Source organism: Flavonifractor hominis (genome assembly GCF_040095835.1).
In the GTDB taxonomy this organism is placed as follows: domain Bacteria; phylum Bacillota; class Clostridia; order Oscillospirales; family Oscillospiraceae; genus Flavonifractor; species Flavonifractor hominis.
This window is the reverse complement of sequence record NZ_JBBMFT010000001.1, coordinates 487,650-513,677: the sequence shown is the minus strand read 5'-3', so window position 1 is coordinate 513,677 and position 26,028 is coordinate 487,650. Positions and strand designations below refer to the sequence as shown.

Here is a 26,028-nt window from a genome sequence, read left to right as displayed (position 1 = left end):
CCGCCCTCCTCTCTGGTTACTCTGCCGATTCGCTGATCTCCCGGGCCAGCTGCATGATTTCAAAGGCATACTTTTCCTTGCCGGACCGCAGGAGCTTTCTATAGATGGGGTAGTTCAGGCCCACGCCGACGATGCCCAGGATCCCGAGAAGGATTCCGGCACCCGTCATCAGGATGCCGCCCCCTCCGATCACCTGCATGGAAAGGCACATCCCAAGGCCGAGGACCAGGGTCATCAGGACGCCGAAGCTGTATGCAAAGATGTTGGCCGGGCCCTTCGCTTTCCGGTCCAGCTTTCTCAGGGCGACGACCTTGGAGGTATCCTTAGGGGCGTATTCGTTGGCAATGGCTTCTGCAAAAATTTTATCCGTGTTCATGGTGATGTTCTCCTCTTACAATCATTCTTCGCAGCTGCTGATATGATCATAAGGGATGTAAGACAAAAAGAGAACAACACGGTTTGGGTTTTGTGCTGATTTCAAGAACTCTGTATCGTAAAAAAGAGCCGCGATCCGGATACCCATCGTATCAGAATTGCGGCTCTTATGATATGTCTAGACCGCCCGGCCAGCCAGATAGGCGTCCAGCCGCACCTCGACATTTTCCTGCAGGTTGCGATAGAAAAACTGGTAGTCATACAGGTGGTACACACCGTCGGAGAAGATGGGCAATACCGGCGGATATTCCTCCGGCGTTACATCCGTCACCTTTAAAGCGCCCCGCTCCGAATCAATATAGGCTCCGGTGAGCTGGGGAATCTCGGTAACAATGTTACCGTCATAATCGGTAAAGCAGGCGCCCAGGTTTTCCTCTTTCCCGGCGGTTGTACCGTCGGTTTTCCAGTTGAGGGGATTGATGGCCAGGGTGCGGGTTCCGGCGGGAATCATCAGGGAATCGGTGACCGTTTCTGCTTCACTGTTGAAGGAGACGATCACCCCGGTGTCGTCTTCACCGGAGGCAAACCGGAGGTGGGGATACTCCGCCAGCTCCTCCTCCGTGATGCTCCAGCCGATGGCGTAGCAGGCCACCAACAGGTCGTTGACCTCCTCATCGGCAAAGCAATCTTTCAGCAGGCGGATGCTCATGTCGGCTCCCTGGGAGAATCCGGCCAGGATGATAGGCTGGCCCTCGTTGTAGTGTTCCAGATAGTAAGTAAAGGCGTCTTTCACGTCCTCATAGGCAATCGACAGGTAGGCTTCCCGTTCCTCGATGGGCAGTTCATAGACGTTCAGACCCACCTGCCGGTAGTAGGGGGCAAAGAATCGGGCATTCTGGTCGTAGATGCCTTTTTCCATGTTGGTGGCACCCAGAAAATCGCTTTTGGTGGTCTCGTCATCCATAGACATGTTGAAATCGCCCTCTTCGCCGCCGTAGACGGTAGGACAGATGAAAAACACATCCGCATCCGCGGTTTTGTCAGTTTCCAGATAGGCCCAGTTTTCTTCTTGAGCATACATGGAGGGTTGTTCTTCGGGTGTTCCGCACCCCGCCAGAGTGAACACCAGGATCAGGGCCAAGAGCAGTACCGTCGTTTTCTTTCCCATAGATAAATAATCCTTTTTTATCCTTTGCATAATTTCGGAGAACGCCCAGGTAATGATCCTTTGGGGACGGGCATCCTGAGTGTTTACTATAACACAAAAGAACACCGTAAAACAACTCTCCGGTTTCTGTTTTTGGCCTGGCTTCCTTTATTTCTCGCCTAGAGTGCGCACAGGGTTTTGATGCCGCCATTGGTCCATACGTTCCCGCCGCTGCCACACAGGCGCATTTTTCCGAAGAAGATAGGTCTTATTTCTTTTCTACCGGGATCCAGACCTCACAGTAGTAGTCCTGACCTTGGGTACCGTCCTCAAATTTGCTGGCGTCGCTGTACATCTCCACATTGATTCCGGCCGCGATCTTGTAGTCGAGGTTCGTGGGCAGCCACTGGGAGAAGATCTGCTGGTTCAGGCCCTGGAGAGCCTGGGGCATCCGGCCAATGCAGGGGAACACCGCCCAGGTATGGGCCGGGATGGTACGAGTGGTGAAGCCGTCCGGGATCTCCTTGGCGGGGTCGTAGTTGTCAGCGATGAGATATTCAAACTCATTGCCGCCCATGCTCTCGTCCAGATTGATGCCGTACATGCCGCACACCACGTTGCCGCCGCCTGCGGCGAAGTGCTCCGCCCAGAACTGGGGAACCTGGGCCACCGCGTCCTCATACTTGAAGGTCTTTGCCCGGCAGAGCACCGTAAACGCTTCTTTTTTCATAATCTTGCAATCCATGTTTTGACCACCTTCCAATGTCACTTTGATCCGAAGCGGAGCAAAAGAACGGACCGCGCCTCCGCTTTTTCTCAGTGCGGCAGGTGTGAGGCCGTGGAAGCGGGCAAAAGCCTTGGTAAAGCTGTCCGGCGAGTCATAGCCGAACTCCAGTGCGATGTCGATGATCTTTCGGTCCGTCGCAAGGACCTCCAGCCCGGCGGCGGAGAGCCGGCGTTGACGGATGTAGTCGCCCACCGTCATGCCGCACAGCATGGCAAAGCCCTTCTGAAAGTAAAAGGGGGACAGGGCCGCCTGCTGTGCGATGTCCCGGATGGTCAGTTCCGCCCGGAGATGTTCCTCGATATACCGGATCGCCTGATGAATGCTTGTTACCCAATCCATTGCTCACACCGTCCTTCTGGATTCAGCATACCGGAAACAAGCGGCCCCTGCCCGATTTTCTATGCTCATGTTTGTCCGGTGGCCTTTAAGAAGTGTGGAGTTAAAACATGTTATACGTTTTTCCGCGTCATAAAAATGCCGACAAGTGCCGCAAGCAGCACAATGGGGGCCAGCCTGACGAACAGCCATTCAAATGCGTGAAAGACCGTGCCGACAACGGCCGTTTCCGGATCACGAAAGTCCCAACCCAGGTAAGGACTATTGGCTACGACCAGGGCCGCTGAAATTACCACAATAACCGCGCATAGTGCGATCAGCGACCAATGAAGGAACGCTTTTTGCGTGGCCGCTCTCCGTGCAAACTGCAAATTGATGATTTCCAGTTTTTCGGAGAGGACTTTGACCGTGTCCACCTCCGATTCTATCACATTCTCTCCCAGCAACGTGCTCACAGGTGTCTCCAGGGCTTCGGACAGGGCAATCAACAGATCCGAATCCGGGACGGACAGTCCTTGCTCCCATTTGGAGACCGTTTGCCGCACCACATTCAGTTTTACGGCAAGCTCCTGTTGGGAAAGCCCTTTTGATTTCCGGATTGTTTTTATGTTTTCGCTTAACATGAGGGATAACTCCTTTCGCACAGGTGTTACCGCTATTGTAGGGAGAATGGCCCGTTGCCGCAAGCAACGCAGATTAACACGGCCTATTTCAGCAATTCCTTCCGCAAATCGTCCAGATACAGCTTCTGCTGCCGCTTCAGATAGCCAGGAACAAAGGGGCGCATCCACCAGTGCTTGGCATTGACGGTCTCCGTGCAGGTCAGGAAGGCGCCGTCCTGTGCTGCCTCAAAAATCCCCTCCCAGGAGCCCGACATGTTGCCGTTCTCCATGGTAAAGGTCCAGAGGTGGAGCGACTCACAGGCTGTGACGGTAAACTCCGTGGCATAGCCGCTTTTGGTGTGCTCCACAAAATGGGTTCCGTCCAGGAATTCCACTCGTGCCAAATCACTGCGCCAGGTGGTATGGGTAAGGTCAGTCACGGTCTGCCACACCTGTTCCAACCGGCAGGGGAGATGGACGGTCACCTTGGAAGTCGCCATAGGATCACTCCTTCTTCGGTTTCTTATTGAGCTTCAGACTGATGCCCCGGCAATCCGCCGCCTCCTGAAGCAGTGTCACGGCGGCGAGGGCACGCTCCTTGACAGGCTGTTCGCCCAGCTCCGGCTGGTTTTCCAGAGCGGTCATCACGGAACACAAATCCTCCAGAGACAGGAGATACACCGCCGTGTTGAACAAGGTCTTGCGGCGTCCATCGTTGTAATGGGCCAGAAGTTCCTCTAACATCGCCCGCTTTTCCTCCAACTGGGCAAGGTAAGCATCCAGACCCAGTTCTCGGGCCAGAGCAATATCCTGCTGCCGGTTCCGGTGCGGGACAAAGGAATCCCCGTCGTCGAAGCCCTCGTAGCGGGGACAGGGATACTCCGGGCACTCCCAGCAAAACGGAACGCCGCTGTGCTCCAGGGAGCATTTGGCAATGGCGCAGCTCTGGTTGCCTGTTCCGCCGCCGCAGCCCGGACAGTAGCCGCCCAGATGCATGGAGCACAGGGCACAGTTGAGACCACACAGAGAGAAACGGGTTTCTGTACGGGTAAAGCCTTTCATAGTACCCTCCTGATTGGGTGCCGGATGACGGTTTTCAGCCGTTCCGGCCTGCACCGCCGCACATCACTCAAATAGATCTCATGGTGATACCGGCCTTCTCCAAAGTCCTCTTCATAGCCTTGGGCCTTGGCGTATTCCTCCATGGCAGACACGGTGGCAGGCTCGTTGTCATAGGGGCCGATGTGCATGCACTGGACGCACAGGCCTTCTTCCCAGGGAAAGAACTCCACCTGGGAGAAATCCTGCTGTTTCTTTTCCGTGGTCTCCCGGATGGCCCAGTCAAAGACCTCTTTTGTCACGAACTCCGGCAGGCGGATGAGGGAGATCCACTGAAAATCCTGTTTATGGGCGTAGTCTACTCCATAGATGCCATCCTGCCACCACAGGCCCTCAAGAGGGGGGACCACGTAGTCAAAATAGCCCTCCAGTTGGTGTTTGCCCAGTTTGCTCATTTTGATGGTGAAGGCTACGGCGTAGAGCATCCCCAGGGCCTGCTTATAGGTGCCGTCTTCCTCGTTGGGATCGCCATGGCCCCGCGCGGCCAGGAAGTTTATAGCGGGTACGGTGACGATGCCCGGCATCTTGGGTGGCAGATAGAATTCCTTGTATTCTTTCTTATAGTCAAAGGCCATGGTCATTTCCTCCGTTTTGTGGGCTGTGCCTGAAGCGCCAGACAGGTAAGGCGGGTGAGAGCGGTCATGGTGTCCCGGTCGTCCACATCCTCCACCCAGATGTAATCCTTGGCCCCCTCATAGGGCGGGACTTTGGGCAGGTCGGGGAACGCCGCTTCGCCCTGTGGGGTGACTTTTACGAAAAACTGGTCGTCACAGATAACGCCGAAGAACACCTCATCGCAGTAAAGGCCGTATTCGCCGAACATCTTCCGGCTGCGGATGGTTCCGGCCTCCCGTAGCTGCTCGGCCACATAGTTTACAAAATCCTTATGAGATGCCATGTCAACTCCTCCTGTAACGGTCGGCCAGCGTTTTTGTCAACGCCCCAAGCTGCTTCCGAAGTTCTTCCGGTTCCAGCAGCTCCGCCTTGTCCCCGAAGGTCAAAACCCAGCTGAGCACGCTGTCCGCATCGGGAAAGCCCCCGGTAAAGCGCAGTTTGCCGTCCGGCTCCACAGTGAAGCGGTCCGCGCCGTACTCCTCCACCAGCCGCCAGCGGCAGGTCGGGTCAAAGAGAACGGTGACCTGATATTTTATTGGAAAGACCCGCTCTGGTTCCAGGTCGGGCAAAGGGGAGGAACGAGGGGGAAAGGGATCACCGGCGGTGAGCCCCATCATGCGGTTTAATTTGAACAGGCGGAAATCCTTCCGCATTTGGCACCAGCCCCAGACATACCAAGCAGACCAGTGGAACACCAGGTAGCAGGGCTCGACGGTACGCACCGATTCCTCCTTGGGAGAGAAATAGGTAAAGCGGATGGCGCGGTGCTGCTCAATGGCTTCCTGAATCAGCTCAATTTTCGGCGGCAGGCTGGTTTTGTACCAGGAAGACAGGTCAATGAGCATGTGGCTGCCGCCGGGTACCAGTTCACCTGTTCCGGCGGACAACTTCTCCATCAGCTGCGCATAGCGTCGGGTACCGCTGACGCTGTCCAGGCTCCGGAGCCCTGACAGGATGGCCTGCATCTCGGGAGTGGTAAGTACCGTACGGTCCACACGATACCCCTCCATGATGGAGATGCCGCCGCCCGCGCCCTGGGTGGTGGAGATGGGAATACCGGCCCGGCACAGGGACTCGATGTCCCGTTGGATCGTCCGTCGGGACACCTCGAACTGTTCCGCCAGCTCCGGAGCGGTAACTTTTTCCCGCTGGAGCAGGATGGACAGGATGCCGATGAGCCGCTCTATCTTCATGTGCCGCACCGCCTTTCCTGAGCTTTTCTGTATTATACCATAGGAATGCGACAACGGTATGTCATGTCTCTTCTGCCTTGTTCTTTTTACAACTCTTGGGTACAATAGGGACAATGGAGGGGATGCCCATGGGAAAAATTGTGTTATATCTCGCCATCAGTGTGGATGGGTATATTGCCGACGAGCAGGGCGGCGTGAGCTGGCTGGTGGGCGACGGCAGTGAGCCGGATGCTCCCGGCAGTTACCCGGCATTTTTGGATACGGTGGACGCCATCGTCATGGGATGGACCACCTATCACCAGCTGGTCACAGAGCTCTCCCCGGACAGCTGGCCCTATGAAGGCCGACCCTGTTATGTAGTGACCCACCGGCAGGAAGAGAATCAGGAAGATATTTTCTTTTGGAATGGGGAGTTGACTGACCTGGTGGACAAGCTGAAATTGGAGCATAAGGGCACTGTCTGGATCTGCGGCGGCGCGTCCGTGGCTGGGCAGCTTTTGAAAGAGAGCCGCATCGATCAGTTGTGGCTGTCGATCATCCCCACCGTGCTGGGCAAAGGCGTGCGGCTGTTCCCAGAGTTTCCACAGGAACTGCCGCTGAAGCTGGTGGGGACGGAACATTGGAACGGGATCGTGGATCTGGTGTACGAAAAGCGGTGATAAGCGATGGGTGAGCAATTTATCAATCTGACGGAAGAAAATTTAGCGCAGGAGCATCTATGCTGCATCATCCGCAGCAAGAAGCCCCATCCCGGCGTGGAGGCCAAGCGGGCCTGGCTCAAAGAGCGGCTGAAAGAAGGCCATGTGTTCCGCAAGCTGGACGCTAAGGGCGTGGTGTTCATCGAGTACGCCCCGCTGGAGACGGCCTGGGTGCCGGTGGAGGGAGAGAACTATCTCTATATCTACTGCCTGTGGGTCACCGGGGACTTCAAGGGCAAGGGCTACGGCAGGCAGCTGATGGAGTATTGCCTGGCCGATGCCAGGGCCAAGGGAAAGTCCGGCGTGTGTATGCTGGGCGCGGAAAAGCAGAAGGCCTGGCTCTCGGACCAGGCCTTCGCGGAAAAATACGGGTTTGAAACGGTGGACGCCACTCCGGACGGCTACCGGCTGCTGGCCCTCACCTTTGACGGAACGAAGCCACGCTTTGCGGAGAACGCCAAACGGCTGGAGATGGAAAATCAGGAACTGACTATCTATTACAGTTCTCAGTGTCCCTACATCCATCAAAGCGTGGAGCTGGTGCGCAAGACTTGTCAGGAGCTGGAGGCGCCCTATACCCTCATTCCGGTGGACACGCTGGAAAAAGCCAAGGCTTTGCCCTGTGTGTTCAACAACTGGGCGGTATTTTATCAGGGCAAGTTCGTGACGGTGAATCTGCTGGACGCCGCCGCGCTGAAGCGGCTTCTGAAAAAGTAGGGCAGGCTATGGAAATCCGAAAAGTTGAGAAGAATAAAAAACAGTACCTGAATTTGCTTCTGCTGGCGGACGAGCAGGAGGACATGATCGACCGCTATCTGGAGCGTGGGACCATGTATGTGCTGGAGGATGATGGAGTCGTGGCCGAATGTGTGGTGACGGACGAGGGCGGCGGCGTTCTGGAACTGAAAAACATTGCCGTAACGCCGGACTGCCAGGGCAAGGGTTACGGAAAAGCTCTGGTTGACTTTCTCGTTCGAACCTACATAGGACAGTATACGGTGCTGCAGGTGGGCACCGGGGACAGCCCCTCTACTATCCCGTTTTATGAATCCTGCGGTTTTTACAGGCATCATCTGGTTAAGAACTTTTTCACTGATTACTATGACCACCCCATCTATGAGTGCGGGGTTCAGCTGGTGGATATGGTGTATCTGCAAAGAGAGATGTAAAAAATGTGGAGTGTCCCGATAGACACTCCACATTTTTTAATATCCGGGATGCTTTACAGCTTCAGTCCTTCTGCCCAGGCTTTCAGTTCGGCCTCGTTCAGGCGGCCATTGAGCATTCGGCCATCCACAATCTTGGCACCGGGGGCACTGGAGCGTAGCCCGACCGCCGACTTGCCCAGACCGCTGCCGCCGGAGGTGGCGAAAAGAACGATGGTCTTACCGGAGAAATCGTATGCCTCCAGGAAGGTGTTGAGGATGGTGGGAGCCACATACCACCACACGGGGAACCCCAGGAAAATTGCATCGTGACTGCCCACCGGGGCATCCGTGTCGGCCAGAGCGGGGCGGGAGTGGGCATCCTTCATCTCTACGCTGGAGCGGGAACTCTTGTCCATCCAGTTCAGATCGGCGCTGGTGTAGGGAACGGCGGGTTTGATCTCATAGAGCTCCCCACCCACGGCACTTGCCAGAGTCTTCGCCGCCTTGGCGGTGGTGCCGGTAGCGGAAAAATAAGCAACCAATGCGTTCATACGAATAACCTCCTTACGCATCTTCTGGCTCCATTGTAAATCCAGCGCTCAGAAATGTAAAATACTCATTTTCTATTTACAATTATTCTATAAAGGCATTTTTATCTTGCGGGAACCGGGTGGGAATGGTAGGATGAAACAAGGAGGGATTCCCATGGAACTGCGTGTTTTGCGATATTTTCTGGCGGTAGCCCGGGAGGAGAACATCACCAAGGCTGCAGCCATGCTCCATCTGACCCAGCCTACCCTGTCCCGGCAGCTGATGCAGCTGGAGGAGGAACTGGGGGTACAGCTCTTTCACCGCAGTCGCTACCATATCGTCCTGACGGATGAGGGGATGCTGCTGCGCCGCCGGGCCCAGGAACTGGTGGACTTAGCGGACAAAACAGCCCGGGAATTTGCCGCCCGGGAGACAGAACTGATGGGAGAGATCGCCATCGGGGCAGGGGAGACCCGGAGCATGAGCTGCCTCTCCCAGGCCATCCGCACTTTTCGGGAGCGCTACCCCAAGGTCACCTTCCGTATCTTCAGCGCCAACGCCGACGATGTGAAGGAGCGTTTGGATATGGGACTGCTGGACATGGGACTGCTGACGGAGCCTGTGGATGTGGGCAAGTATGCTTTTTGCCGGATGCAGGAGAAGGACCGCTGGGGCGTATTAGTGCGGAGGGATTCTCCCTTAGCAGAGTTAGAAGCAGTTACGCCGCAGGATTTGGAATCGGTTCCTCTGCTGGTCAGTGGACGGGAGAGTGTACAGCGGGAGCTGGCCAGTTGGTTTGAGGATCGTTGGGATCGTCTGCAAATTGCCGCAACCTTCAACCTGATCCTCAACGCTGCTAATATGGTACGCTGCGGGGTTGGAGCGGCACTGGGCTTCGATCTGAACCTGGCCTTTGATGATCTCCGGTTCCTGCCCCTTTCTCCGGCTATGGAGACGGGAACGGTACTGGTCTGGAAAAAAGATCAGGCGTTGACTCCGGTGGTAGAGGCCTTCCATCAGCACATAAAAAATGTTCAACAGGCATATTAAAAGAAAGAAAATAAGCATTAGACATAGTAAACGAACCGCTTTAGAATGTGGGTGTCCGAGATAAGACGCCCACATTTTTTCGTTTGGAGGCTTCGATATGACCATACAGCAGGTGAGCGAGCGCTATCGCATCCCTATGCACATTCTGCGGGGATATGAGAGTTGGGGTTTGTGCGGCGCGGTGAAAAAGGTGATGGGCGATTGGCAGTATGGCGACGCCGATCTGGAGCGGCTGAGCACCATCATGACCCTCCACGACATTGGATTTACCGTGGGGGAAGTAGAGGTCTATATGCGCCTTTTGCTAGAGGGAAATCATACGGCAGCTCAGCGTCTCAGAATGCTGGAGGAAAAGCGCAGTGCCGCCCTGGAGGAAATCCATTTCAAGGAGCGCCAACTCCAGCGGCTGGATTACCTGCGCCATGAAATTCGAAAGCTACAAGGAGGGAAGAAGGAATGAAGCAAGTCTTTGCTGCGCTGACCGCTTTGCTGCTGCTCTGCACCATGACAGCCTGCGGCGAGTCATTAAATTTGCTCGTCCTGGGGCAGATATGCCCGGATGGTATAACGGCGCCGCCCGGCTGTGGACGTTCCGTATTGGATGGCCTGCTGGGGGCATTCATTTATGCAGCGCAGGCATTGGAAACACTGGGATGCCCATACCGGCTTTCTGTCCCGGAGGGAAATAGCAGACGCCGGACAGTTCCTGACGCACTGGCCGCACCCGTTGCAGCTGTTTCCGGAAAAGAATGGTTTCGTGCTTCGGGCAAATTTGTTAAATCCAAAGTTGGCAAGATAAGACTTCACTCCGGCCAATGCTCCCTCGTGGACCCGATAGACCCGCTCCTGCCGTCGGATCTCCTGGGCCATCCGCTCCAGCTCCGCTCGGGCGGAGGTGATGGTTTGGAGGATCTCAGCCTCCGTATCGGTATCGGAACCGATGATGTAGTTGTTGGGCATCAGTAAGCTATAGCTGCTGCTCAGAGGATACAGCTTGGAAAACTGCTTCATGGTAAGTCCGGCGTCCCCGCCACAGGTGCAGATACCGAAGGTGAACACCTGGGACTTGGGCAGCTTTTTTGCAAAGTCGACGATAAACTCCGGGGCACCCCAGGCATAGACCGGAAAGACAAAGCCGATCTGCTTGGCGTTGTCCATATTCGGTAGTTCTTCCAGGTTAACAATATCATAGGCCGCATCGCCAGTGAGGCGGGCCATTTGCCGGGCCACCCACGCCGAGTTACCGGTTCCAGAAAAATAGAAAATCATCTTTTATGCTCTCTTCCTTTGTATGCCGCGGGATTTTAAATATAATGGATCAGATGGACTTATCATACTGTCAGCACCCTGACCTGTCAATGATAGGCCATCAAAAGGACATTGACAGACGGTGGCACGCGGTATAGTATTTACTGTAAGAAAGCGAGGTGAGCACGATGTTGTTCGGAAAATTCTGTATTGATTTCGGCTCCGTACAAGTGGATACCACAAAACATTGTGCGGAGCCTTTTCGGACTGTCAAGTTGTAAAACCGGGAGGCCGGGGCAGAACATCTCTGCCTTTGGTTTTTGTACCCTTTTTGCAGACTGACAGGGCAAGATAGTTTATTTTGGGCCGCGGACGATGTTTTGTCCGCGGCCTTTTGTTATGCCCATTTCAGGGGCGATGGAACAGAGGGCGCACAGCATTGTGCTGCCCTCTGCCCTTTTGAAAGGAAGATATTACATGACCCAAAAACAAGATTTATTGACCGGGAGCGTACCCAAAAAACTGATCCGGTTTGCCTTCCCACTGTTTCTGGCCAACCTGCTGCAGGCTCTCTACAATGTGGTGGATATGCTGGTGGTGGGGAAAATGGTGGGCGAAACCGGCCTGGCCGCTATCAGCAACGCCTCCATGCTGTGCTTTATCATCAATTCCCTCTGTATCGGCCTGACCATGGGCGGGAGCGTTTTGGTGGCCCAGTACAAGGGGGCGGGCGACCAAAAGGGACAGCGTGACACCATCGGAATGCTGTTTCTCCTGTCATTGGCGGCCTCCGTTGTGGTTACCATACTCGGGCTTGCCGTCTATGAGCCGCTATTCCGGGTGCTGGATGTACCGGCGGAGGCCTATCCGGACGCCTGCGGCTATATGGAGATCATCTGCTGGGGGACCGTATTCGTCTTTGGCTACAATACAGTCTGCTCCATTCTGAAGGGCCTGGGCGATTCTAAAACGCCGCTCTTTTTCGTAGGTGCCGCCACGATTCTCAACGTCTTGCTGGATGTACTGCTGGTAGGGCCGTGTTCCATGGGCACCGCCGGTGCAGCCTGGGCCACGATCACTGCCCAAGGCGGTTCCTTTTTGGGTTCTCTGGTATATCTGTGGCGGCGTCAATGGAGTTTTCCCCACGAAAAAATAGAACTTCGCCGGGAAATCCTGCTGGCCATCTTGAAGATAGGCCTGCCCACTGCCACCCAGATGGTGGTGGTGAACACGGCCTATCTGCTGGTGACGGGAATGCTCAATCCCTTTGGCACCGCGGTGGCCGCCGCCTCCGGCGTGGGACTGAAGATCAACACCTTTGCCGGGATGCACTGCTGGGCCATTGGGCAGGCCATCACCGCCATGGTGGGCCAGTGCGTGGGAGCCGGTCAGATCCGGCGGGCCCGCCAGGTGGTGCGGTCCGGTTTGCTGCTGAACCTCGCCGTCACAGCGGCGGTAGTGGTGACGGTTCAGTTTCTGGCGGAACCTCTCATCCGCCTGTTTGACAGCACCAGCCCGGAGGTGATCCGAGTGGGCGTGCTATATCTGCGCCTGTGCTGCGGCGTCAACAGCCTGGTCTATGCCGCCATGTACACGCTGGATTCCTTTTCCATAGGTGTAGGCGCAGCCCATGTGGCCATGGTCAATGCCCTGTTGGACGCGGTGGTGGTGCGCCTGCCGGTGGCGTGGTTGCTGGCCTTTTCCCTCTCCATGGGCTTTTCCGGAATCTATCTGGGTCAGGCCCTTTCGCCCATCCTGCCCGCCCTGGTGGGGTTTATCTACTTCAAAAGTAGGGGCTGGGAAAGAAAAACGCTGGTGCGTGAGCCTTTGAGAGCGGCAGCCGAGACGAATAAGAGGAGGAGAAGAATATGAATCCATCCAACATCTATCCCCGAACAGGAGATACTCAGACCGTCTATCTCAACCAAGTCGTGACGGATCCCAGCATCCTTGTGGGAGACTACACCATGTATAACGACTTTGTCCATGACCCCGTTGACTTCGAGAAGAACAATGTGCTGTATCACTATCCCGTCAACCACGACCGGCTGGTGATTGGCAAGTTCTGCTCCATCGCCTGTGGGGCAAAGTTCCTCTTCAACAGCGCCAACCACAGCCTGCAATCCCTCTCCACCTATCCCTTTCCCATTTTCTTCGAGGAGTGGGGACTGGACCGGAGTCAGGTGGCCAAGGCCTGGGATAACAAGGGTGATATTGTCATCGGAAACGATGTGTGGATCGGCTACGAGGCGGTCATCCTGGCGGGGGTGACGGTTGGTGACGGAGCCATTATCGGTGCCCGGGCCGTCGTAACAAAAGATGTACCGCCCTATACCATTGTGGGCGGTGTCCCGGCTAAGCCTATCCGAAAGCGGTTTTCCGAGGACACAATCGCCGCGCTGTTGGAGTTGCGGTGGTGGGACTGGCCGGAGGAGCAGATCAAGGCCAATTTGGATGCCATTCAATCGGGACAGCTGGATCAAATCAGATGACCTGTTTAATTGTAAAGTCCGGGCTCCCCCTATCTTGAATGACACAGAGCAAAAAATACATCCCTCTGAAACCGCAGATTTCAGAGGGATGTATTTATGTCTCGGGCTGTTTCCAGTGATTCAGTTTTGGCAGCTGAGCCTCAAAATAGGCTCTAACTTGCTCTGGGGGCCAGGCTTCATTGGACATATGACTTTCCAGAAAATTCAGCAGTTCATCAAGGCTTGTGTAGACGAATTTCCCGTCGGCATAACACCACTTGCAGTACTCCTCGTTAAAGGTGCCGTCCGGCTCCCGGCTGATATTGGGATCCTCCAGGGGCATACCACAGCACTGGCAGATCAACTGCCTGGGGGAACCCAGCAGGGTATTGATGGAGACATCAAACAGCCTGGAAAGCAACTTCAAAGTTTCTGTGTTGGGCACTGTTTCGCCGGTCTCCCAGCGGGAAACCGCCTGCCGGGTCACATGCACTTGTTCCGCCAGCTGCTCCTGGGAGAGTCCGCGTTTGGTGCGCAGCTCCAGAAGGATTTCTTTGGTATCCATGTTGATCACCACCTTGCCCGGATTGTACCACAGTGGGAGCAAAAAGCAAAGCAACTGGCTGTTGCCCCAATTTTGCTTTGCTATCGCATCAGGCGTATCAGTATTTAACAAGCTATAAACAAAGAATAGCGCCCGCTGAAATCAGTGGATGTTCAGCGAGCGCCACTGCTTTTTTAGTTGTCCTGTTCGTGGTATTTACCATAGGCATTTTTCCAATTTTCAGCCGTTTTCATGAAAGCAGCATAATCATGGGCGCGGATGTACTCCAGTGCCTGCTTGTATTTGGAGTATTTGTAGCCGGGATGGTTGATAAAGGATTGAATGGTCTCGCAGTGTTCATATTCGTCGCAATCTGCGCAGGTAATGTGGCCTCTGGTCAGGCAGCATTTCTTCATCCTGCATTTGACCCGCCTCAAATCCCGAGAGCCGTCCAGATACCCCGGTTTGCAGCCCTTGCAGGTCTTCTCAAATTCACGGCAGGTCTTGCAGTAGGCGCCGCAGCAGCCGATTTCCTCTGTACCATTCATAGGGAGGAACTCCCTTCAGAGCGATAGAGCTTCAGAAAATCGCCGATGCTTTCTTCGACTGCATGTAGGAACGCTTCATCGCCGTATTTGATGTTGATGCACCGCTTTCCCTTTTTGCAGGCAGGTAGGCTTTCGGCCAAACGGTTCAAAAACTCCTCATCGGAAAAATGAATGGAGAAATGGTTTTTCGCTGCGGAGACCGCCACATATCCCTCATTCATCTTTTTCCCCACCAGCCACATGGGCATAGAGAAGGAGATCTTATTGGTCAGCTGGGGAAATTCCGTATTCATAAATTCTATGAATGCGCAGATATGTCGCTGTTGCTCTTCATTTAACGATGCCACATACTCGGAAACAGAAGCTACACCCATGTTACACCTCCACAGCTCGTAAATGTCAACAAAATCAAGCGATAAATGCAGAAAAACCGCCATTTCGGACGGTTTTTCTGACAAATTTGGTCCGAGTGGGGAGACTCGAACTCCCGGCATCTTGCTCCCAAAGCAAGCGCGCTACCAACTGCGCTACACCCGGTTATAAAGTTTTCCAATTGTGGTCAAACATGTGGTCAACGCCGATTTTTGACCAGTTATCGGCGAGGGTGAAAGTGCTATCAGCCTAAGTGTCCCAAGGCTTTCCGGGTTTTTCAAAGGCTGTGGCCCGAACCTGGGCCTCACGCTCCCAAAGCAAGCGCGCTACCAACTGCGCTACACCCGGTTATGGAATTGTTTTATCTGTGGTCTTGGCCGTTTTTTGACCAGCGGCTTTGTGGAAATGGTTCCCGCTTCTGGTAGTGTCCCAGCGGGGTGCATAGTTGCTGTCTTGTGGCTCACGCACTTCTTCAAAGTAGACATGATCCAGATCATCAAGTGTCAAAGGGAAGTACCCGAATTAGCATAACATCGATATTATAATATATCTGTCCAGAGATTGCAAGAAGATAATAAAATATGATATGATGAACAGCAAGAGGTGAGCAATAACATGCGAATGAGAAAAAAGCCAAATTTGATTCCGAGAATGGAGAGGTGCAAACAGGTATTGATTGAGGATCCGGAATGTCACCGTGGAAAGTGGCGTGATTTAATGCCACAAGCAGAAGAAATATATCTGGAGCTGGGGTGTGGAAAGGGGCGCTTCACAGCGGAAACTGCGGCGCAGAATCCAAAGGCCCTGTATATTGCGGTAGAGCGAGTGCCAGATGCCATGGTAATTGCCATGGAACGCGTGTGTGCTCAAGAACTGTCCAATGTATTTTTTATTGATGGAGATGTGGCGAGACTACAAGAATTTTTTGCGCCTGGTGAGATAAACCGTATCTACATCAATTTCTGTGATCCATGGCCCAGCAACCGTCATGCAAAGCGGCGGCTGACCCACCCGGATTTTCTGATGCGTTACCGTCAGGTGCTGGATGCGGCAGGGGAGATACACTTTAAAACAGATAACCACGATTTATTTGAGTGGTCTCTCTTTCAATTCCCCAGGGTTGGTTTTGAGCTTTCGCAGGTGACAAGAAATCTGCATGCTAACGGTATTTGTGGTATAATGACTGACTATGAAGAGAAATTTCATAATTTGGGAACGCCTATCAACCGCTGTGTTGCTTCGGTTGGTGTGTTGCCAGAACGAGAAGAAGAGGTAGAAAAGGAGCCGGATTGATCCGGCTCCTTTTCTGTTTGCTGATTTAATTCAACTCTGGCAGGGAAGCGGCAGCTACGGACTGACCTACGCGGCGGGCCTTTTCGTCGGGAAGAGTGGGGTTAATTTGGCGGGCGATGGCAGGATATTCATCCTTTAATACGGACTTACAGGTGTCTAGAATCAGGTCACCACCACGACCGGACATGACTCGTCCCAGCAACAGTACATGCTTGAAGCCGTAAAAATGATGGTATAGGGCCAGGGAATGTGCCAAATAAACGCCGATAGAGCGATAAATCTTCTCAGCAGGAGAACCCGGAGTCTCCATTAACTTTTGGACCTCTTTTAGTTTTTGGGCAGGGGAGAGGTCCGCTGAGAGATTGATTCCGGCAGCGGGAGCCAATTTGATGACTGCATCCTGGGAGAAATACTTCACACCGCAGCCAATATCGCCCGACCATTCATCTACCATAGCAGTATCAGAACCATCGACAGGGGAGAAAGCCAGCTCATTGAGCCAACCGGTGATATTGCCGTTTTCATCCACATAGCCCACAGCTTCGCTAGTTCCCATGGCAATGCCGAGGATATTGTTTTCTTCCAGGCTCATAGCACCGGCCAGAGCGGATACGTCTCCGTCATTGGCAACAGCATAGGGAATATCACCAAAAGTATCATGGATGGCGCGGATGTAGATGTCCTTCACTTTGGCCTCAAAGGCATCGGGGGGGACCTGAAGGAAAAGAGAGGCAACCATGGTGCGGTTTTTCACGTATACACCGGCGGAAGATACACCCACGGCATCTACTCGCGGCAGGTGTTCGGCGGCAGACTTCAAAGCAGAGACGATGCCCTCATAGTGATATTCCGGATCGGCAGTGGTTTTAGGGTACCAGACGACTTCCTCGCTGAATACGGGTTCACCGTCGATAACAGCGGAGACCTTTCGATCAGAGCCGCCGGCGTCAAAACCGATCCGACAGCCGCTCAAATGGCGGCCGACGGCTTGGGGACTGTTCTTTTCAACAGGAAGATGTTCGCAGTGTACGACCTCAAAGGGACGCTCATAGACCTTCGCCATGAAATCAGCATCAAACTCCCTGGCACCGCCTGGGCAATAGATCTGTTTCATGGCTTCGGACATATTCCGACTGCCGCTGATATAAACTTTGAAACCGCCCTTGGTCCACAACAAGGTCTTGATGATGCGGTCGACAAAATAGCGGTCAGCCTCTTCTCGCTCGGGAGTACCGTGAATGAACGTATGATAGACCGAGATCTCGCCGCCGGCCCGCTCGACAGCTAAGTGGAGCGGCTGGTGTGCATCCCGGAGGAACGCAGTGTAGAATTTCCCGAGAGGAAGAAAACCGGGATCTAGTTCGGGAAGGTGTTTCACAGGGACTTCAATGCCAAATTTGTTCATGAGGGGACCTCCTTGTTGTGGCAGTTGCCCAAAATCCGTTATCTATAGGCTACCAGTTTTTTTAAATCTGTCAAGCATATTTTCAAAGTTTTGAAAATAATTTTCTTCTTTTCCCTTGACGATACCCGGACCGGCGGGTATGATGAAGACAATCGGGGGATTCTCCCAAATTGAAAAAGGTGGGATTTTAAATGGGTATGACAGCGTTACAGAACCATCAAAAATGGATCCGGGAGGAGTTGGACCGTAGTATTCAGTTTTGGCTGAAAAACGGTATGGATCCGGTGCATGGCGGTGTATATACCTGCCTGGACCGTCAAGGGCAGGTTTTTTCCACCGATAAGAGCGTGTGGATGCAGGGGCGCTGTGCCTGGACGTTTGCCTATCTGTGCCATGTATATGGGGTGAAAGAAGAATGGTTGTCGGCCAGCCGCAGCTGCTTGGATTTTATGGAGAAATACTGCATCAATCGGGAGGCTGGTAACCGTATGTACTTTACGGTGACAGCCGATGGTAAGCCGCTGCGTCAGCGCCGGTATTGTTTTTCAGAGGGATTTTATGCCATTGCCAATGCAGAGTATTACGGTGTGACCGGGGAGCGGGAATGCCTGGAGCGTGCCAGGGCTGCATATGAACTGATTTGGCAGTTGAACCAAGGGCTGATCGAAGATCCCACTGGGCTTGGGCCTAAGACCATTCCTGCCACCCGCACGGGACGGGCGCTGGCCAATCCCATGATTTATCTGAATATCACCTCTGTCCTGCGCCGGGTGGACCCGGAACAGGAGGAGCTTTACAGTCAGCGGGCAGCCCAGTGTGTGGATGAAATTTTCCGCTACCATTATAAGCCGGAGTTGGGCTGCACACTGGAGAGTGTTGGACCCAACGGTGAGTTCAGGTCTGAGGTAACGGAAGGGCGTGTGGTCAATCCTGGACATGATATTGAATGCTCCTGGTTCCTGATGGAGGACGCCAATTACAGAGGGAATAAACAGCAGCATGCCACTGCAGTCAAGATTTTTGACCAGGCGATTGAAGCCGGTTGGGATAAGGAATATGGAGGGCTGCTCTATTTTATCGATTGCCTGGGTCGCCCGCCGGAGGCCTATGAGCACGATATGAAACTGTGGTGGCCCCATGACGAGATTCTCATTGCGAGTCTGATGATCTATCGAGATACAGGAGAGCAGAAGTATCTCGATTGGTTTGAGAAGACACTGGACTATTGTAAGAAGTACTTCTCAGACCCGGAATATGGTGACTGGTATGGCTACCTGCGTCGGGACGGCAAACCGACGATGCCTCCGTGCAAAGGAAGTACATTTAAGGGGCCGTTCCATCTGCCGCGCATGCTGATCATGTGCGATCAGATGCTGACACAGCTTCTGGAGCAGAAGTGAGGGGATACCCATGCCCTACGGAAATGTTTTTGAGAAGATCAACAGTGAATATTATCAGTTGACCAGTGCGGAAAAGAAGGTAGCGGACTATGCAGTAATCCACCAGCAGCAGACCCAGTTTATGTCCATTTCTGAGCTGGCGGAAGAAGCCGGTGTGGCTGAGGCTACCATTTCCCGTTTCTGTAAACGGTTGGGCTATAAGGGGTACAGTGCCTTTAAGCTGGCAATCGCGAACTCTACGGCTGGGCGAACAGAGAGCAGTACGCGCTCGGGAGAATTTCAGCCGGAGGATAATATTTTGGGCATCTGTCAGAAAATCTGTGATTCAGATGTAGATGCCATACGTCAGACTTTGGAACTGATTGACCCGGAGAAGATCCGGCGGGCAGCAGACATTCTGGTGTCTGCTGGTCGGGTGCTGTGCATGGGACAGGGTGCGTCCATGATTCTGGCTCAGGAGTGCGCGCATCTGTTCAGCCTGGTGCGCCCTAATTTTTATGCGGTGATCGATTCTCACATCCAGGCCATCGCGGCATCACAGCTGACCGCCCGGGACGTGGTGCTCTATTTTTCTTATTCCGGTTCCACCAAGGAATTGCTGGACAACCTGAAAATTGTCCGGGAACAGCGGGCAATGAGCATTCTTATCACTCGTTTCCCCAAGTCGCCTGGTGCAGCTTATGCGGATGTGGTGCTCCAATGCGGATCAAGAGAGGGGCCCCTGCAGGGCGGGTCGATTGCTGCACGTATTGCACAGTTATATCTTGTGGATGTTCTTTTCAGCGAGATCTGCCGCAGAGATGTAGAAGAAAGTACCCGGCATCGGGAGCAGGTGGCGGAAGTACTTTCGGATAAGCACATTTGATCTTAAATGGCGGAATGTGAAAGAAATTTGCAGAAAATAATAAAAATAAAAAATTTCTTTCAAAATGATATTGACAAATCTCAGGTTCGACTGTACAATTTGTCCAACGAGACCCGGGTAGGGACGCCCAATTTTATCAAAAATGAGGAGGAATCACAATGAAGATGAAAAAGCCTCTTGCGCTTCTGTTGGCTGCTGGTATGACACTTGGACTGGCTGCCTGCGGAAACACCACGAGCAGCGGTGAGACGACGCCTGCCGGAAGCAATACCTCTACCGGGGAAGGCAGTCAGGTGGAGCTCAGCCTGTGGGCCTTTAACATCGGTGGCTTTACGGAAGCGTCCAACTGGGATTCCCTGATTGCGGCTTTTCAGGAGGCCAACCCCGGTATCAATGTGACGGTTACTCCCATCAACTATCAGGACGGCGACCAGAAGCTGACCACCGCCATCACCTCCAACCAGGCGCCCGACATCATCTTTGAGGGCCCCGAGCGCATCGTGGGCAACTACGCCCGCAATGGCCTGATGGTGGACCTGGGCGATCTGTGGACCGCCAGCGGCTCCGACATCGCCGAGGGCATTTCTTCCGTGTCTCAGCTGGACGGTACTTACTACATGTACCCCCTGAGCGTGGCCGCCCACTGCATGGCCATCAACTACGAGGCCTTTGAGGCCGCCGGCGCGCTCCAGTACCTGGACGAGGAAACCCGCACCTGGACCACCGACAACTTCGTGAAGGCCATGGAGGCCGTCCGTGACGCCGCGGCCGCCGGCACCATCGCCATCAAGACGCCCGGCATCATCTACTGCGGCGCCCAGGGCGGCGACCAGGGCACCCGTGCTCTCGTCAACAACCTGTATTCCGACTACTATGTCACTGATGACGGCTCTTCCTACAACGCCAACAGCGCCAACAACGTGAAGGCTCTGACCCTGCTGCAGGATATGGTGGACAACGGCTCCATGAGCGCCAACGCCAGCTTCGCCGCTTCCGACGAGCTGCAGGCCTTTGCCAACCAGACCGCCGCCGTCACCTTCTGTTGGAACTACTCCAACTATACCCAGTATGCCGAGCAGACCCAGTTCACTCCCTTCGCCATGGCGTTCCCCTCTGATGACGGCGTGCCCGAGCTGGAGATGGCCGGCCCCTACGGCTTCGGTATCTTCGACAATGGTGACGATGCCAAGATCGAGGCTGCCAAGAAGTTCATCGACTTCGTGTGCAACGACCAGACTGCAGGCGTTGAGGCCGTCAAGACCACCGGCTTCTTCCCGGTGCACTCCGACTGGGGCGACGTCTACGCCGATGCTGAGGACGCGGATCTCCGCGCTCCCTTTGCTCTGATGAGCGACTACCTGGGCCGTTATTACAGCCTGACTGGCGGCTGGACCGAGCAGCGCGCTCTGTGGTGGCCCATGCTGGCTGAGATCATGACCACCGGCGCGGATCCCCAGACTGCGGCTGACAACTTTGTGCAGCAGGCCAACGCCAACATCGGCTGAACCCGTTCAGCGGCCTGACATGACCTGAGCGAATGTTGTGCCCGCTCCCTGGATGAGAGGGGGCGGGCATATTTTTTCCCGCAGATCTGTGTGCTGCGGGACGGCACTACTTAGTGAAAGAGGGGAGAGACTCATGGCGCAAACCACCGTAACGGCGCCGGCCGACCAGAAACCCAAAAAGCAAAAGAAATCGCAATTCTCCGGTATGAGCAAGGCTCTGGTCCGGAGAGAGACCATATCCGCCTACCTGTTCCTGCTGCCCAGCCTGGTGTTCTTCGTATCCTTCGTGGTGGTACCCATGTTTATCTGTGTGTTTTACAGCTTCATGGAGTACGGCCTGAGTGGCATCACGGGCTTTGCCGGACTGGACAACTACATCAGACTCTTTCAGGATGAGATCTTCCACCGCGGTTTCCTGAACACCGTACTTATCGTGGTGGTGGCGGTGCCCACGGTCACTGCTTTCTCCCTGTGGGTGAGCTCCGCCATCTACAAGATGCACTCCGTGCCCCGCTCCTTCTTCCGGTGTGTGTTCTACCTGCCGGTGGTCACCGGCTCGGTGGCCATCACCGTGGTGTGGAAGTGGATCCTCCATCCCTACTACGGCATTCTCAACCAGGTGGCCGGCACCGGCACCTTCGACTGGCTGGGCAATCAGCACACCGCCATCTGGTTTATCATCCTGATCCTGTTCACCACCTCCATCGGCCAGCCCATCGTGCTGTACGTGGCGGCCCTGGGCAACGTGGATCAGTCCCTGGTGGAGGCGGCCCAGGTGGACGGCGCCACCAAGCTGCAGGTGTTCTGGAAGATTAAGTGGCCCCAGATCCTGCCCACCACCCTGTACGTGCTGGTCATCACCACCATCAACTCCTTCCAGTGCTTCGCTCTGATCCAATTGCTGACCAAGGGCGGCCCGCTGAATTCCACCATGACCATCATGTACCAGGTGTACGACACCGCCTACCGGCTCAACGACCTGGGCTACGCCAACGCCATCGGCGTCGTCCTGGCCATCATCATCGCCGTCTTCTCGGCCATCCAGTTCAAGCTGGTCAAGACGGATTAAGGGGGGAGTGAGAGAATATGAAAGCGAAAACGACGGATCTCAGCGGCACTTCCACCGGCTACAAGGTGTTTTCGGCGGTGGTGCTGGTCCTGCTGGCCATCTTCTTCCTGTTCCCCCTGTACTGGATCGTCACCGGTTCCTTCAAGAACAAGATCGAGATCAACGCCAACTACCCCATCTGGTTCCCGCAGGATCCCACTGTGGACAACTACGCCCGGCTGTTTGAGCATCCCGCCTTCCACTGGCTGTTCAACATCGTCTTCATCTCCGCCATGGCCATGATCCTCACCTGCCTCACCGCGGCCCTAGCCGGCTACGCCCTGGGCAAGAAGCGGTTCTACGGCCGCGGGGTCCTGTTCACCATCATCATCTGCGCCATGGCCCTGCCCAAGCAGGTCATCGTCATCCCCCTGCTGCAGGAGATGACCTTCTTCCACATGAACAACAACCTGTGGGCGGTGATCCTGCCCACCGTTGGCTGGCCCTTCGGCGTGTTCCTGATGAAACAGTTCTCTGAGACCATCCCCAACGAGATTCTGGAGGCCGCCCGGGTGGACGGCGCCGGGGAGCTGCGCACCTTCTTCAGCGTGGTGTTCCCCATGATCAAGCCGGGCATCGGCGCGCTGGCCATCTTCACCTTCGTCAACACTTGGAACGACTACTTCCTCCAGCTGGTCATGCTCACCAGCGACACCAACTGGACCCTGCCCCTGGCCATCGCCAACCTGCAGGGCGAGATGTCCAACGATTTCGGCCTCATTATGGCGGGCGCGGCCTTGGCCGCTATCCCCATTGTAGTGGTGTTTATTGCATTCCAGAAGTACTTCACACAGGGGATTGCAATGGGCGCTGTCAAGGGTTGATTTTTGCTTATTAAAAATGGAGAGAAGGATTATAACATGAGCGATCTGAAAAAATACCAGGGTGTGATCCCGGCGTTCTATGCCTGCTATGACGAAGCGGGCAATATTTCCCCTGAGGGTGTGCGGGCGTTGGCTCGCTATCTTATCGGCAAGGGCGTCAACGGACTGTATGTTGGGGGATCTTCCGGTGAGTGTATTTACCAGAGCGTGGCCGAGCGCAAGCTGGTGCTGGAGAATGTAATGGCTGAGGCCAAGGGCAAGGCGGTCGTTATTGCTCATGTGGCCTGCAACAACACTGCCGATAGCATGGAATTGGCCGCGCACGCCGAGAGCCTGGGGGTGGATGCCATTGCGGCCATTCCTCCTATCTATTTCCACCTGCCGGAGTACGGTATTGCCGGATACTGGAATGATATCTCTTCCGCCGCTCCCAACACCGATTTTGTCATCTACAACATCCCTCAGCTGGCTGGTGTGGCGCTTACTCCTTCTCTGCTGGCAGAGATGAAAAAGAACCCCAGAGTCATCGGCGTGAAGAACTCCTCCATGCCGGTCCAGGACATTCAGATGTGGCGGGATGCTGGAGTCATTGTTTTCAACGGGCCCGATGAGCAGTATATCTCTGGTCTGGCTATGGGTGCCTGCGCCGGTATCGGCGGTACTTACGCGGTGATGCCCGAACTCTTTCTGAAAATCTATGAGCACTTCCAGAAAGGCGAGATGGAGCCCGCTCGTCAGATCCAGAACGACATTGACCGTATCATCTATAAGATGTGCTCTGCACATGGCAATCTGTATGCTGTAATGAAGGCCATCCTGGCCAAAAACGGTGTAACCTGTGGTTCGGTCCGCAAGCCGATGCCCGGTCTCATTGACAGCGATGCCGCTGTGGTGGACGAGGCTGCCGCTATGATTGCAGCTGCCATCGCCAAGTACTGCTGAACCGTTCCAATTTGAAAAATAGGAGAAAATTGGTATGCGTATTTATCAATCGGAAGATTACAAAGCCATGAGCCGCAGAGCGGCCAACATCATTTCTGCCCAGGTGATCTACAAACCTGACTGTGTGCTGGGACTTGCCACCGGCGGCACTCCGGTGGGGACCTATCAGCAGCTGGTGGACTGGTATAAAAAAGGAGATCTGTCTTTTGCAGAGGTCCGCTCAGTGAATCTGGACGAGTACCTGGGCTTGTCTCCTCACCATGAGCAGAGCTACCGTTACTTTATGCAGAGCAACCTGTTTGACCACATCGATATTAAGCCTGAGAATACCCATGTGCTCAATGGTCTGGCCAAGGATCCCGACAAAGAGTGTGCGGCCTACAACAAGCTGATCCAGGAGCTGGGCGGTATCGATCTGCAGCTGCTGGGTATGGGACACAACGGCCATATTGCCTTCAACGAGCCGGGGGACGACTTCGGTCTGGAGACCCATGTGGTTACCCTGACGGAGAGTACCATTGAAGCCAATAAACGTTTCTTTGAGAGCCGGGATGAGGTGCCCCGCAAGGCCCTGAGCATGGGAATCAAAAATATCATGAACGCCCGGCGCATTCTGATGGTGGTCAGTGGTGAGGATAAGGCGGACGCAGTTTATCGTGCCTTCTGCGGCCGGGTGACCAAAGAAGTGCCTGCTTCTGTTCTGCAGCTGCACCCGGATGTGACCCTGGTGGGCGACAAGGCCGCCCTGCATAAACTGGTGGAAGCGGGTGTGTCCGTATGCGGATAACCGGTGGTCGGGTATTTGATGCACAGGAGGGATTTGTCTCCCGAGACGTCTGCTTTGACGGACGGTTGATTTCCAACTCCAGTGCTGACGGCAAAACCTACGATGCCACGGGTTGCTATGTAATTCCGGGATTGACAGATCTGCATTTCCATGGCTGTGTGGGACATGACTTTTCGGATGCAGATCCGGAGGGCTTGGAGAAAATGGCCCAGTATGAGCTTTCCCGCGGTGTGACCCAGATCTGTCCTGCAGGAATGACCCTTTCGGAAGAACAGCTCACGAAAGTCTGCCAGGTGGCTGCCGCTCACCGGCGGCAGGACAAGGTAGGGGCAGTTCTGTGCGGCATCAATCTAGAAGGCCCGTTTCTGTCCATGGCCAAAAAAGGGGCACAGAACGGAGAATGGCTCCACCGTCCGGATGCAGATATGTTCCGCCGGCTAAATGCTGCTGCAGAGGGACTGGTCAAGCTGGTCTCAGTGGCGCCCGAAGAGCCGGGGGCTATGGAGTTTATTGAGTCGGTGGAGGGTGAGGTAACGGTATCCATTGCTCACACCACGGCGGATTATGATATCGCTGTAGAGGCCTTTCGGCTGGGTGCGCGTCAGGTGACCCATTTGTTTAATGCTATGCCTGCCTTTGGACACCGTGCTCCCGGCGTGGTGGGAGCGGCCTTGGACGCGCCCCAATGTAAAGTAGAGCTCATCTGTGACGGGGTCCATATCCATCCGGCAGTGGTTCGGGCGGTTTTTAAAATGTTTGGCCCTAAGCGGGTGATCCTGATTTCGGACACGATGCGGGCTGCTGGCATGCCGGACGGGGCCTATACCCTGGGTGGTCAGGACGTGACGGTAAAGGGGAAATATGCTACCCTCGCTGACGGTACACTGGCCGGCTCGGTGACGGATCTGATGAGCTGCATGAAAACTGCGGTCTCCTTCGGAATCCCTCTGGCAGACGCGGTGCGGGCCGCTGCAGTGAACCCTGCAAAGGCTATTGGCATTTTCAGTCGGGCAGGTACTTTGGAGCCTGGAAAACGAGCGAATCTGGTTGTTTTGGATGAAAATTTAAATCTGAAAGATATCTTTTTCCGTGGAGAGCCGGTTTCGATGTGAGCT

General features: G+C 54.6%; 31 protein-coding genes and 1 tRNA gene. 16 read left to right on the top strand and 16 right to left on the bottom strand.

The window, feature by feature from the left end:
* Positions 1-16: 16 nt before the first annotated feature.
* From WMO45_RS02615 to WMO45_RS02575, 9 genes are all read right to left on the bottom strand, one after another.
* A complete protein-coding gene (locus WMO45_RS02615) occupies positions 17-376 on the bottom strand; it encodes a dihydropteridine reductase (protein ID WP_349139099.1) in 360 nt (119 codons plus the stop codon).
* 177 nt (positions 377-553) lie between these two features.
* Positions 554-1,543, bottom strand: a complete 990-nt coding sequence (locus WMO45_RS02610) for a DUF3089 domain-containing protein (protein WP_349139098.1) — start codon at positions 1,541-1,543, stop codon at positions 554-556.
* A 247-nt stretch (positions 1,544-1,790) separates the two neighbouring features.
* Complete coding sequence (locus WMO45_RS02605; protein ID WP_349139097.1) at positions 1,791-2,648, bottom strand: AraC family transcriptional regulator; 858 nt, start codon at positions 2,646-2,648, stop codon at positions 1,791-1,793.
* A 110-nt stretch (positions 2,649-2,758) separates the two neighbouring features.
* Positions 2,759-3,268 carry a helix-turn-helix domain-containing protein gene (locus WMO45_RS02600; RefSeq protein ID WP_349139096.1) on the bottom strand — a complete coding sequence of 170 codons (510 nt, stop codon included), beginning with the start codon at positions 3,266-3,268 and terminating at the stop codon, positions 2,759-2,761.
* 83 nt (positions 3,269-3,351) lie between these two features.
* Positions 3,352-3,747: an SRPBCC family protein gene (locus tag WMO45_RS02595; RefSeq protein WP_349139095.1), complete on the bottom strand. Its 396-nt coding sequence runs from the start codon at positions 3,745-3,747 to the stop codon at positions 3,352-3,354.
* A 4-nt stretch (positions 3,748-3,751) separates the two neighbouring features.
* Positions 3,752-4,309 (bottom strand): DUF3795 domain-containing protein, encoded by a 558-nt coding sequence (locus WMO45_RS02590; protein WP_349139094.1) that lies wholly within the window; start codon positions 4,307-4,309, stop codon positions 3,752-3,754.
* On the bottom strand, positions 4,306-4,941 hold the full coding sequence (locus WMO45_RS02585; protein WP_349139093.1) for a GyrI-like domain-containing protein: 636 nt from the start codon (positions 4,939-4,941) through the stop codon (positions 4,306-4,308). The genes WMO45_RS02590 and WMO45_RS02585 overlap by 4 nt, the downstream gene beginning before the upstream one ends.
* 2 nt (positions 4,942-4,943) lie before the next feature.
* Complete coding sequence (locus tag WMO45_RS02580; protein ID WP_349139092.1) at positions 4,944-5,264, bottom strand: TfoX/Sxy family protein; 321 nt, start codon at positions 5,262-5,264, stop codon at positions 4,944-4,946.
* 1 nt (position 5,265) lies between these two features.
* On the bottom strand, positions 5,266-6,174 hold the full coding sequence (locus WMO45_RS02575) for a helix-turn-helix transcriptional regulator (RefSeq protein WP_349139091.1): 909 nt from the start codon (positions 6,172-6,174) through the stop codon (positions 5,266-5,268).
* Between the two features lie 128 nt (positions 6,175-6,302).
* On the opposite strand from WMO45_RS02575, the gene WMO45_RS02570 reads away from it, so the two are divergent.
* Genes WMO45_RS02570 through WMO45_RS02560 form a run of 3 tightly spaced genes read left to right on the top strand, consistent with a single transcriptional unit; the run spans position 6,303 to position 8,041 of the window.
* Positions 6,303-6,833, top strand: a complete 531-nt coding sequence (locus WMO45_RS02570; protein WP_349139090.1) for a dihydrofolate reductase family protein — start codon at positions 6,303-6,305, stop codon at positions 6,831-6,833.
* 6 nt (positions 6,834-6,839) lie between these two features.
* Positions 6,840-7,589, top strand: coding sequence for a GNAT family N-acetyltransferase (locus WMO45_RS02565; protein WP_349139089.1), 750 nt, complete (start codon positions 6,840-6,842; stop codon positions 7,587-7,589).
* A gap of 8 nt (positions 7,590-7,597) precedes the next feature.
* The gene (locus WMO45_RS02560) at positions 7,598-8,041 is read left to right on the top strand and encodes a GNAT family N-acetyltransferase (RefSeq protein WP_349139088.1); all 444 of its coding nucleotides are present in this window, start codon (positions 7,598-7,600) and stop codon (positions 8,039-8,041) included.
* A 53-nt stretch (positions 8,042-8,094) separates the two neighbouring features.
* Here the strand turns inward: WMO45_RS02560 and WMO45_RS02555 are convergent, their stop codons facing one another.
* Positions 8,095-8,571 (bottom strand): flavodoxin, encoded by a 477-nt coding sequence (locus WMO45_RS02555; protein WP_349139087.1) that lies wholly within the window; start codon positions 8,569-8,571, stop codon positions 8,095-8,097.
* A gap of 154 nt (positions 8,572-8,725) precedes the next feature.
* Between WMO45_RS02555 and WMO45_RS02550 the strand changes: the two genes are divergently transcribed.
* Positions 8,726-9,601 (top strand): LysR family transcriptional regulator, encoded by an 876-nt coding sequence (locus WMO45_RS02550; protein WP_349139086.1) that lies wholly within the window; start codon positions 8,726-8,728, stop codon positions 9,599-9,601.
* A 97-nt stretch (positions 9,602-9,698) separates the two neighbouring features.
* Entirely contained in the window at positions 9,699-10,061 is a 363-nt protein-coding gene (locus tag WMO45_RS02545; RefSeq protein ID WP_349139085.1) for a MerR family transcriptional regulator, read from the top strand.
* A 65-nt stretch (positions 10,062-10,126) separates the two neighbouring features.
* Here WMO45_RS02545 and WMO45_RS02540 read toward each other — a convergent pair whose 3' ends face one another.
* A complete protein-coding gene (locus WMO45_RS02540) occupies positions 10,127-10,870 on the bottom strand; it encodes an EFR1 family ferrodoxin (RefSeq protein WP_349139084.1) in 744 nt (247 codons plus the stop codon).
* 456 nt (positions 10,871-11,326) lie between these two features.
* Here WMO45_RS02540 and WMO45_RS02535 point away from each other — a divergent pair, with 456 nt between their 5' ends.
* Entirely contained in the window at positions 11,327-12,721 is a 1,395-nt protein-coding gene (locus WMO45_RS02535) for an MATE family efflux transporter (protein ID WP_349139083.1), read from the top strand.
* Entirely contained in the window at positions 12,718-13,341 is a 624-nt protein-coding gene (locus tag WMO45_RS02530; protein WP_349139082.1) for a CatB-related O-acetyltransferase, read from the top strand. Before WMO45_RS02535 ends, WMO45_RS02530 begins: the two co-directional genes overlap by 4 nt.
* A 94-nt stretch (positions 13,342-13,435) precedes the next feature.
* Here WMO45_RS02530 and WMO45_RS02525 read toward each other — a convergent pair whose 3' ends face one another.
* From WMO45_RS02525 to WMO45_RS02510, 4 genes are all read right to left on the bottom strand, one after another.
* Entirely contained in the window at positions 13,436-13,885 is a 450-nt protein-coding gene (locus WMO45_RS02525) for a zinc ribbon domain-containing protein (protein WP_349139081.1), read from the bottom strand.
* A gap of 173 nt (positions 13,886-14,058) precedes the next feature.
* Positions 14,059-14,412, bottom strand: coding sequence for a DUF3795 domain-containing protein (locus tag WMO45_RS02520; protein WP_349139080.1), 354 nt, complete (start codon positions 14,410-14,412; stop codon positions 14,059-14,061).
* Positions 14,409-14,786: a DUF1801 domain-containing protein gene (locus WMO45_RS02515; RefSeq protein ID WP_349139079.1), complete on the bottom strand. Its 378-nt coding sequence runs from the start codon at positions 14,784-14,786 to the stop codon at positions 14,409-14,411. The genes WMO45_RS02520 and WMO45_RS02515 overlap by 4 nt, the downstream gene beginning before the upstream one ends.
* A gap of 87 nt (positions 14,787-14,873) precedes the next feature.
* Positions 14,874-14,949: transfer RNA gene (locus WMO45_RS02510), tRNA-Pro, on the bottom strand.
* Between the two features lie 450 nt (positions 14,950-15,399).
* On the opposite strand from WMO45_RS02510, the gene trmB reads away from it, so the two are divergent.
* The gene (gene trmB / locus WMO45_RS02505; RefSeq protein WP_349139078.1) at positions 15,400-16,077 is read left to right on the top strand and encodes a tRNA (guanosine(46)-N7)-methyltransferase TrmB; all 678 of its coding nucleotides are present in this window, start codon (positions 15,400-15,402) and stop codon (positions 16,075-16,077) included.
* 25 nt (positions 16,078-16,102) lie between these two features.
* On the opposite strand, the gene WMO45_RS02500 is transcribed toward trmB, so the two are convergent.
* Positions 16,103-17,482, bottom strand: coding sequence for an ROK family protein (locus WMO45_RS02500; protein WP_349139077.1), 1,380 nt, complete (start codon positions 17,480-17,482; stop codon positions 16,103-16,105).
* Between the two features lie 197 nt (positions 17,483-17,679).
* On the opposite strand from WMO45_RS02500, the gene WMO45_RS02495 reads away from it, so the two are divergent.
* The 8 genes from WMO45_RS02495 to nagA all read left to right on the top strand — a co-directional run bounded on the left by WMO45_RS02495 (position 17,680) and on the right by nagA (position 26,025).
* Positions 17,680-18,882, top strand: coding sequence for an AGE family epimerase/isomerase (locus WMO45_RS02495; protein ID WP_435387676.1), 1,203 nt, complete (start codon positions 17,680-17,682; stop codon positions 18,880-18,882).
* A gap of 10 nt (positions 18,883-18,892) precedes the next feature.
* Complete coding sequence (locus tag WMO45_RS02490) at positions 18,893-19,747, top strand: MurR/RpiR family transcriptional regulator (RefSeq protein WP_349139075.1); 855 nt, start codon at positions 18,893-18,895, stop codon at positions 19,745-19,747.
* A 158-nt stretch (positions 19,748-19,905) separates the two neighbouring features.
* Entirely contained in the window at positions 19,906-21,252 is a 1,347-nt protein-coding gene (locus tag WMO45_RS02485) for an ABC transporter substrate-binding protein (RefSeq protein WP_349139074.1), read from the top strand.
* Positions 21,253-21,385: 133 nt separating this feature from the next.
* A complete protein-coding gene (locus tag WMO45_RS02480; RefSeq protein WP_349139073.1) occupies positions 21,386-22,321 on the top strand; it encodes a carbohydrate ABC transporter permease in 936 nt (311 codons plus the stop codon).
* A gap of 17 nt (positions 22,322-22,338) precedes the next feature.
* Entirely contained in the window at positions 22,339-23,184 is an 846-nt protein-coding gene (locus WMO45_RS02475; RefSeq protein ID WP_349139072.1) for a carbohydrate ABC transporter permease, read from the top strand.
* Between the two features lie 36 nt (positions 23,185-23,220).
* Complete coding sequence (locus WMO45_RS02470) at positions 23,221-24,126, top strand: dihydrodipicolinate synthase family protein (protein WP_349139071.1); 906 nt, start codon at positions 23,221-23,223, stop codon at positions 24,124-24,126.
* A gap of 34 nt (positions 24,127-24,160) precedes the next feature.
* Positions 24,161-24,913, top strand: coding sequence for a glucosamine-6-phosphate deaminase (gene nagB / locus WMO45_RS02465; protein WP_349139070.1), 753 nt, complete (start codon positions 24,161-24,163; stop codon positions 24,911-24,913).
* Positions 24,904-26,025: an N-acetylglucosamine-6-phosphate deacetylase gene (gene nagA, locus WMO45_RS02460; protein ID WP_349139069.1), complete on the top strand. Its 1,122-nt coding sequence runs from the start codon at positions 24,904-24,906 to the stop codon at positions 26,023-26,025. The genes nagB and nagA overlap by 10 nt, the downstream gene beginning before the upstream one ends.
* Positions 26,026-26,028 lie beyond the last annotated feature (3 nt).

Bases quoted from the DNA above. Each gene is read 5' to 3' on its own strand.
- WMO45_RS02615 (WP_349139099.1), bottom strand. From the start codon at position 376: ATGAACACGGATAAAATTTTTGCAGAAGCCATTGCCAACGAATACGCC.
- WMO45_RS02610 (WP_349139098.1), bottom strand. From the start codon at position 1,543: ATGGGAAAGAAAACGACGGTACTGCTCTTGGCCCTGATCCTGGTGTTC.
- WMO45_RS02605 (WP_349139097.1), bottom strand. From the start codon at position 2,648: ATGGATTGGGTAACAAGCATTCATCAGGCGATCCGGTATATCGAGGAA.
- WMO45_RS02600 (WP_349139096.1), bottom strand. From the start codon at position 3,268: ATGTTAAGCGAAAACATAAAAACAATCCGGAAATCAAAAGGGCTTTCC.
- WMO45_RS02595 (WP_349139095.1), bottom strand. From the start codon at position 3,747: ATGGCGACTTCCAAGGTGACCGTCCATCTCCCCTGCCGGTTGGAACAG.
- WMO45_RS02590 (WP_349139094.1), bottom strand. From the start codon at position 4,309: ATGAAAGGCTTTACCCGTACAGAAACCCGTTTCTCTCTGTGTGGTCTC.
- WMO45_RS02585 (WP_349139093.1), bottom strand. From the start codon at position 4,941: ATGGCCTTTGACTATAAGAAAGAATACAAGGAATTCTATCTGCCACCC.
- WMO45_RS02580 (WP_349139092.1), bottom strand. From the start codon at position 5,264: ATGGCATCTCATAAGGATTTTGTAAACTATGTGGCCGAGCAGCTACGG.
- WMO45_RS02575 (WP_349139091.1), bottom strand. From the start codon at position 6,174: ATGAAGATAGAGCGGCTCATCGGCATCCTGTCCATCCTGCTCCAGCGG.
- WMO45_RS02570 (WP_349139090.1), top strand. From the start codon at position 6,303: ATGGGAAAAATTGTGTTATATCTCGCCATCAGTGTGGATGGGTATATT.
- WMO45_RS02565 (WP_349139089.1), top strand. From the start codon at position 6,840: ATGGGTGAGCAATTTATCAATCTGACGGAAGAAAATTTAGCGCAGGAG.
- WMO45_RS02560 (WP_349139088.1), top strand. From the start codon at position 7,598: ATGGAAATCCGAAAAGTTGAGAAGAATAAAAAACAGTACCTGAATTTG.
- WMO45_RS02555 (WP_349139087.1), bottom strand. From the start codon at position 8,571: ATGAACGCATTGGTTGCTTATTTTTCCGCTACCGGCACCACCGCCAAG.
- WMO45_RS02550 (WP_349139086.1), top strand. From the start codon at position 8,726: ATGGAACTGCGTGTTTTGCGATATTTTCTGGCGGTAGCCCGGGAGGAG.
- WMO45_RS02545 (WP_349139085.1), top strand. From the start codon at position 9,699: ATGACCATACAGCAGGTGAGCGAGCGCTATCGCATCCCTATGCACATT.
- WMO45_RS02540 (WP_349139084.1), bottom strand. From the start codon at position 10,870: ATGATTTTCTATTTTTCTGGAACCGGTAACTCGGCGTGGGTGGCCCGG.
- WMO45_RS02535 (WP_349139083.1), top strand. From the start codon at position 11,327: ATGACCCAAAAACAAGATTTATTGACCGGGAGCGTACCCAAAAAACTG.
- WMO45_RS02530 (WP_349139082.1), top strand. From the start codon at position 12,718: ATGAATCCATCCAACATCTATCCCCGAACAGGAGATACTCAGACCGTC.
- WMO45_RS02525 (WP_349139081.1), bottom strand. From the start codon at position 13,885: ATGGATACCAAAGAAATCCTTCTGGAGCTGCGCACCAAACGCGGACTC.
- WMO45_RS02520 (WP_349139080.1), bottom strand. From the start codon at position 14,412: ATGAATGGTACAGAGGAAATCGGCTGCTGCGGCGCCTACTGCAAGACC.
- WMO45_RS02515 (WP_349139079.1), bottom strand. From the start codon at position 14,786: ATGGGTGTAGCTTCTGTTTCCGAGTATGTGGCATCGTTAAATGAAGAG.
- trmB (WP_349139078.1), top strand. From the start codon at position 15,400: ATGCGAATGAGAAAAAAGCCAAATTTGATTCCGAGAATGGAGAGGTGC.
- WMO45_RS02500 (WP_349139077.1), bottom strand. From the start codon at position 17,482: ATGAACAAATTTGGCATTGAAGTCCCTGTGAAACACCTTCCCGAACTA.
- WMO45_RS02495 (WP_435387676.1), top strand. From the start codon at position 17,680: ATGACAGCGTTACAGAACCATCAAAAATGGATCCGGGAGGAGTTGGAC.
- WMO45_RS02490 (WP_349139075.1), top strand. From the start codon at position 18,893: ATGCCCTACGGAAATGTTTTTGAGAAGATCAACAGTGAATATTATCAG.
- WMO45_RS02485 (WP_349139074.1), top strand. From the start codon at position 19,906: ATGAAGATGAAAAAGCCTCTTGCGCTTCTGTTGGCTGCTGGTATGACA.
- WMO45_RS02480 (WP_349139073.1), top strand. From the start codon at position 21,386: ATGGCGCAAACCACCGTAACGGCGCCGGCCGACCAGAAACCCAAAAAG.
- WMO45_RS02475 (WP_349139072.1), top strand. From the start codon at position 22,339: ATGAAAGCGAAAACGACGGATCTCAGCGGCACTTCCACCGGCTACAAG.
- WMO45_RS02470 (WP_349139071.1), top strand. From the start codon at position 23,221: ATGAGCGATCTGAAAAAATACCAGGGTGTGATCCCGGCGTTCTATGCC.
- nagB (WP_349139070.1), top strand. From the start codon at position 24,161: ATGCGTATTTATCAATCGGAAGATTACAAAGCCATGAGCCGCAGAGCG.
- nagA (WP_349139069.1), top strand. From the start codon at position 24,904: ATGCGGATAACCGGTGGTCGGGTATTTGATGCACAGGAGGGATTTGTC.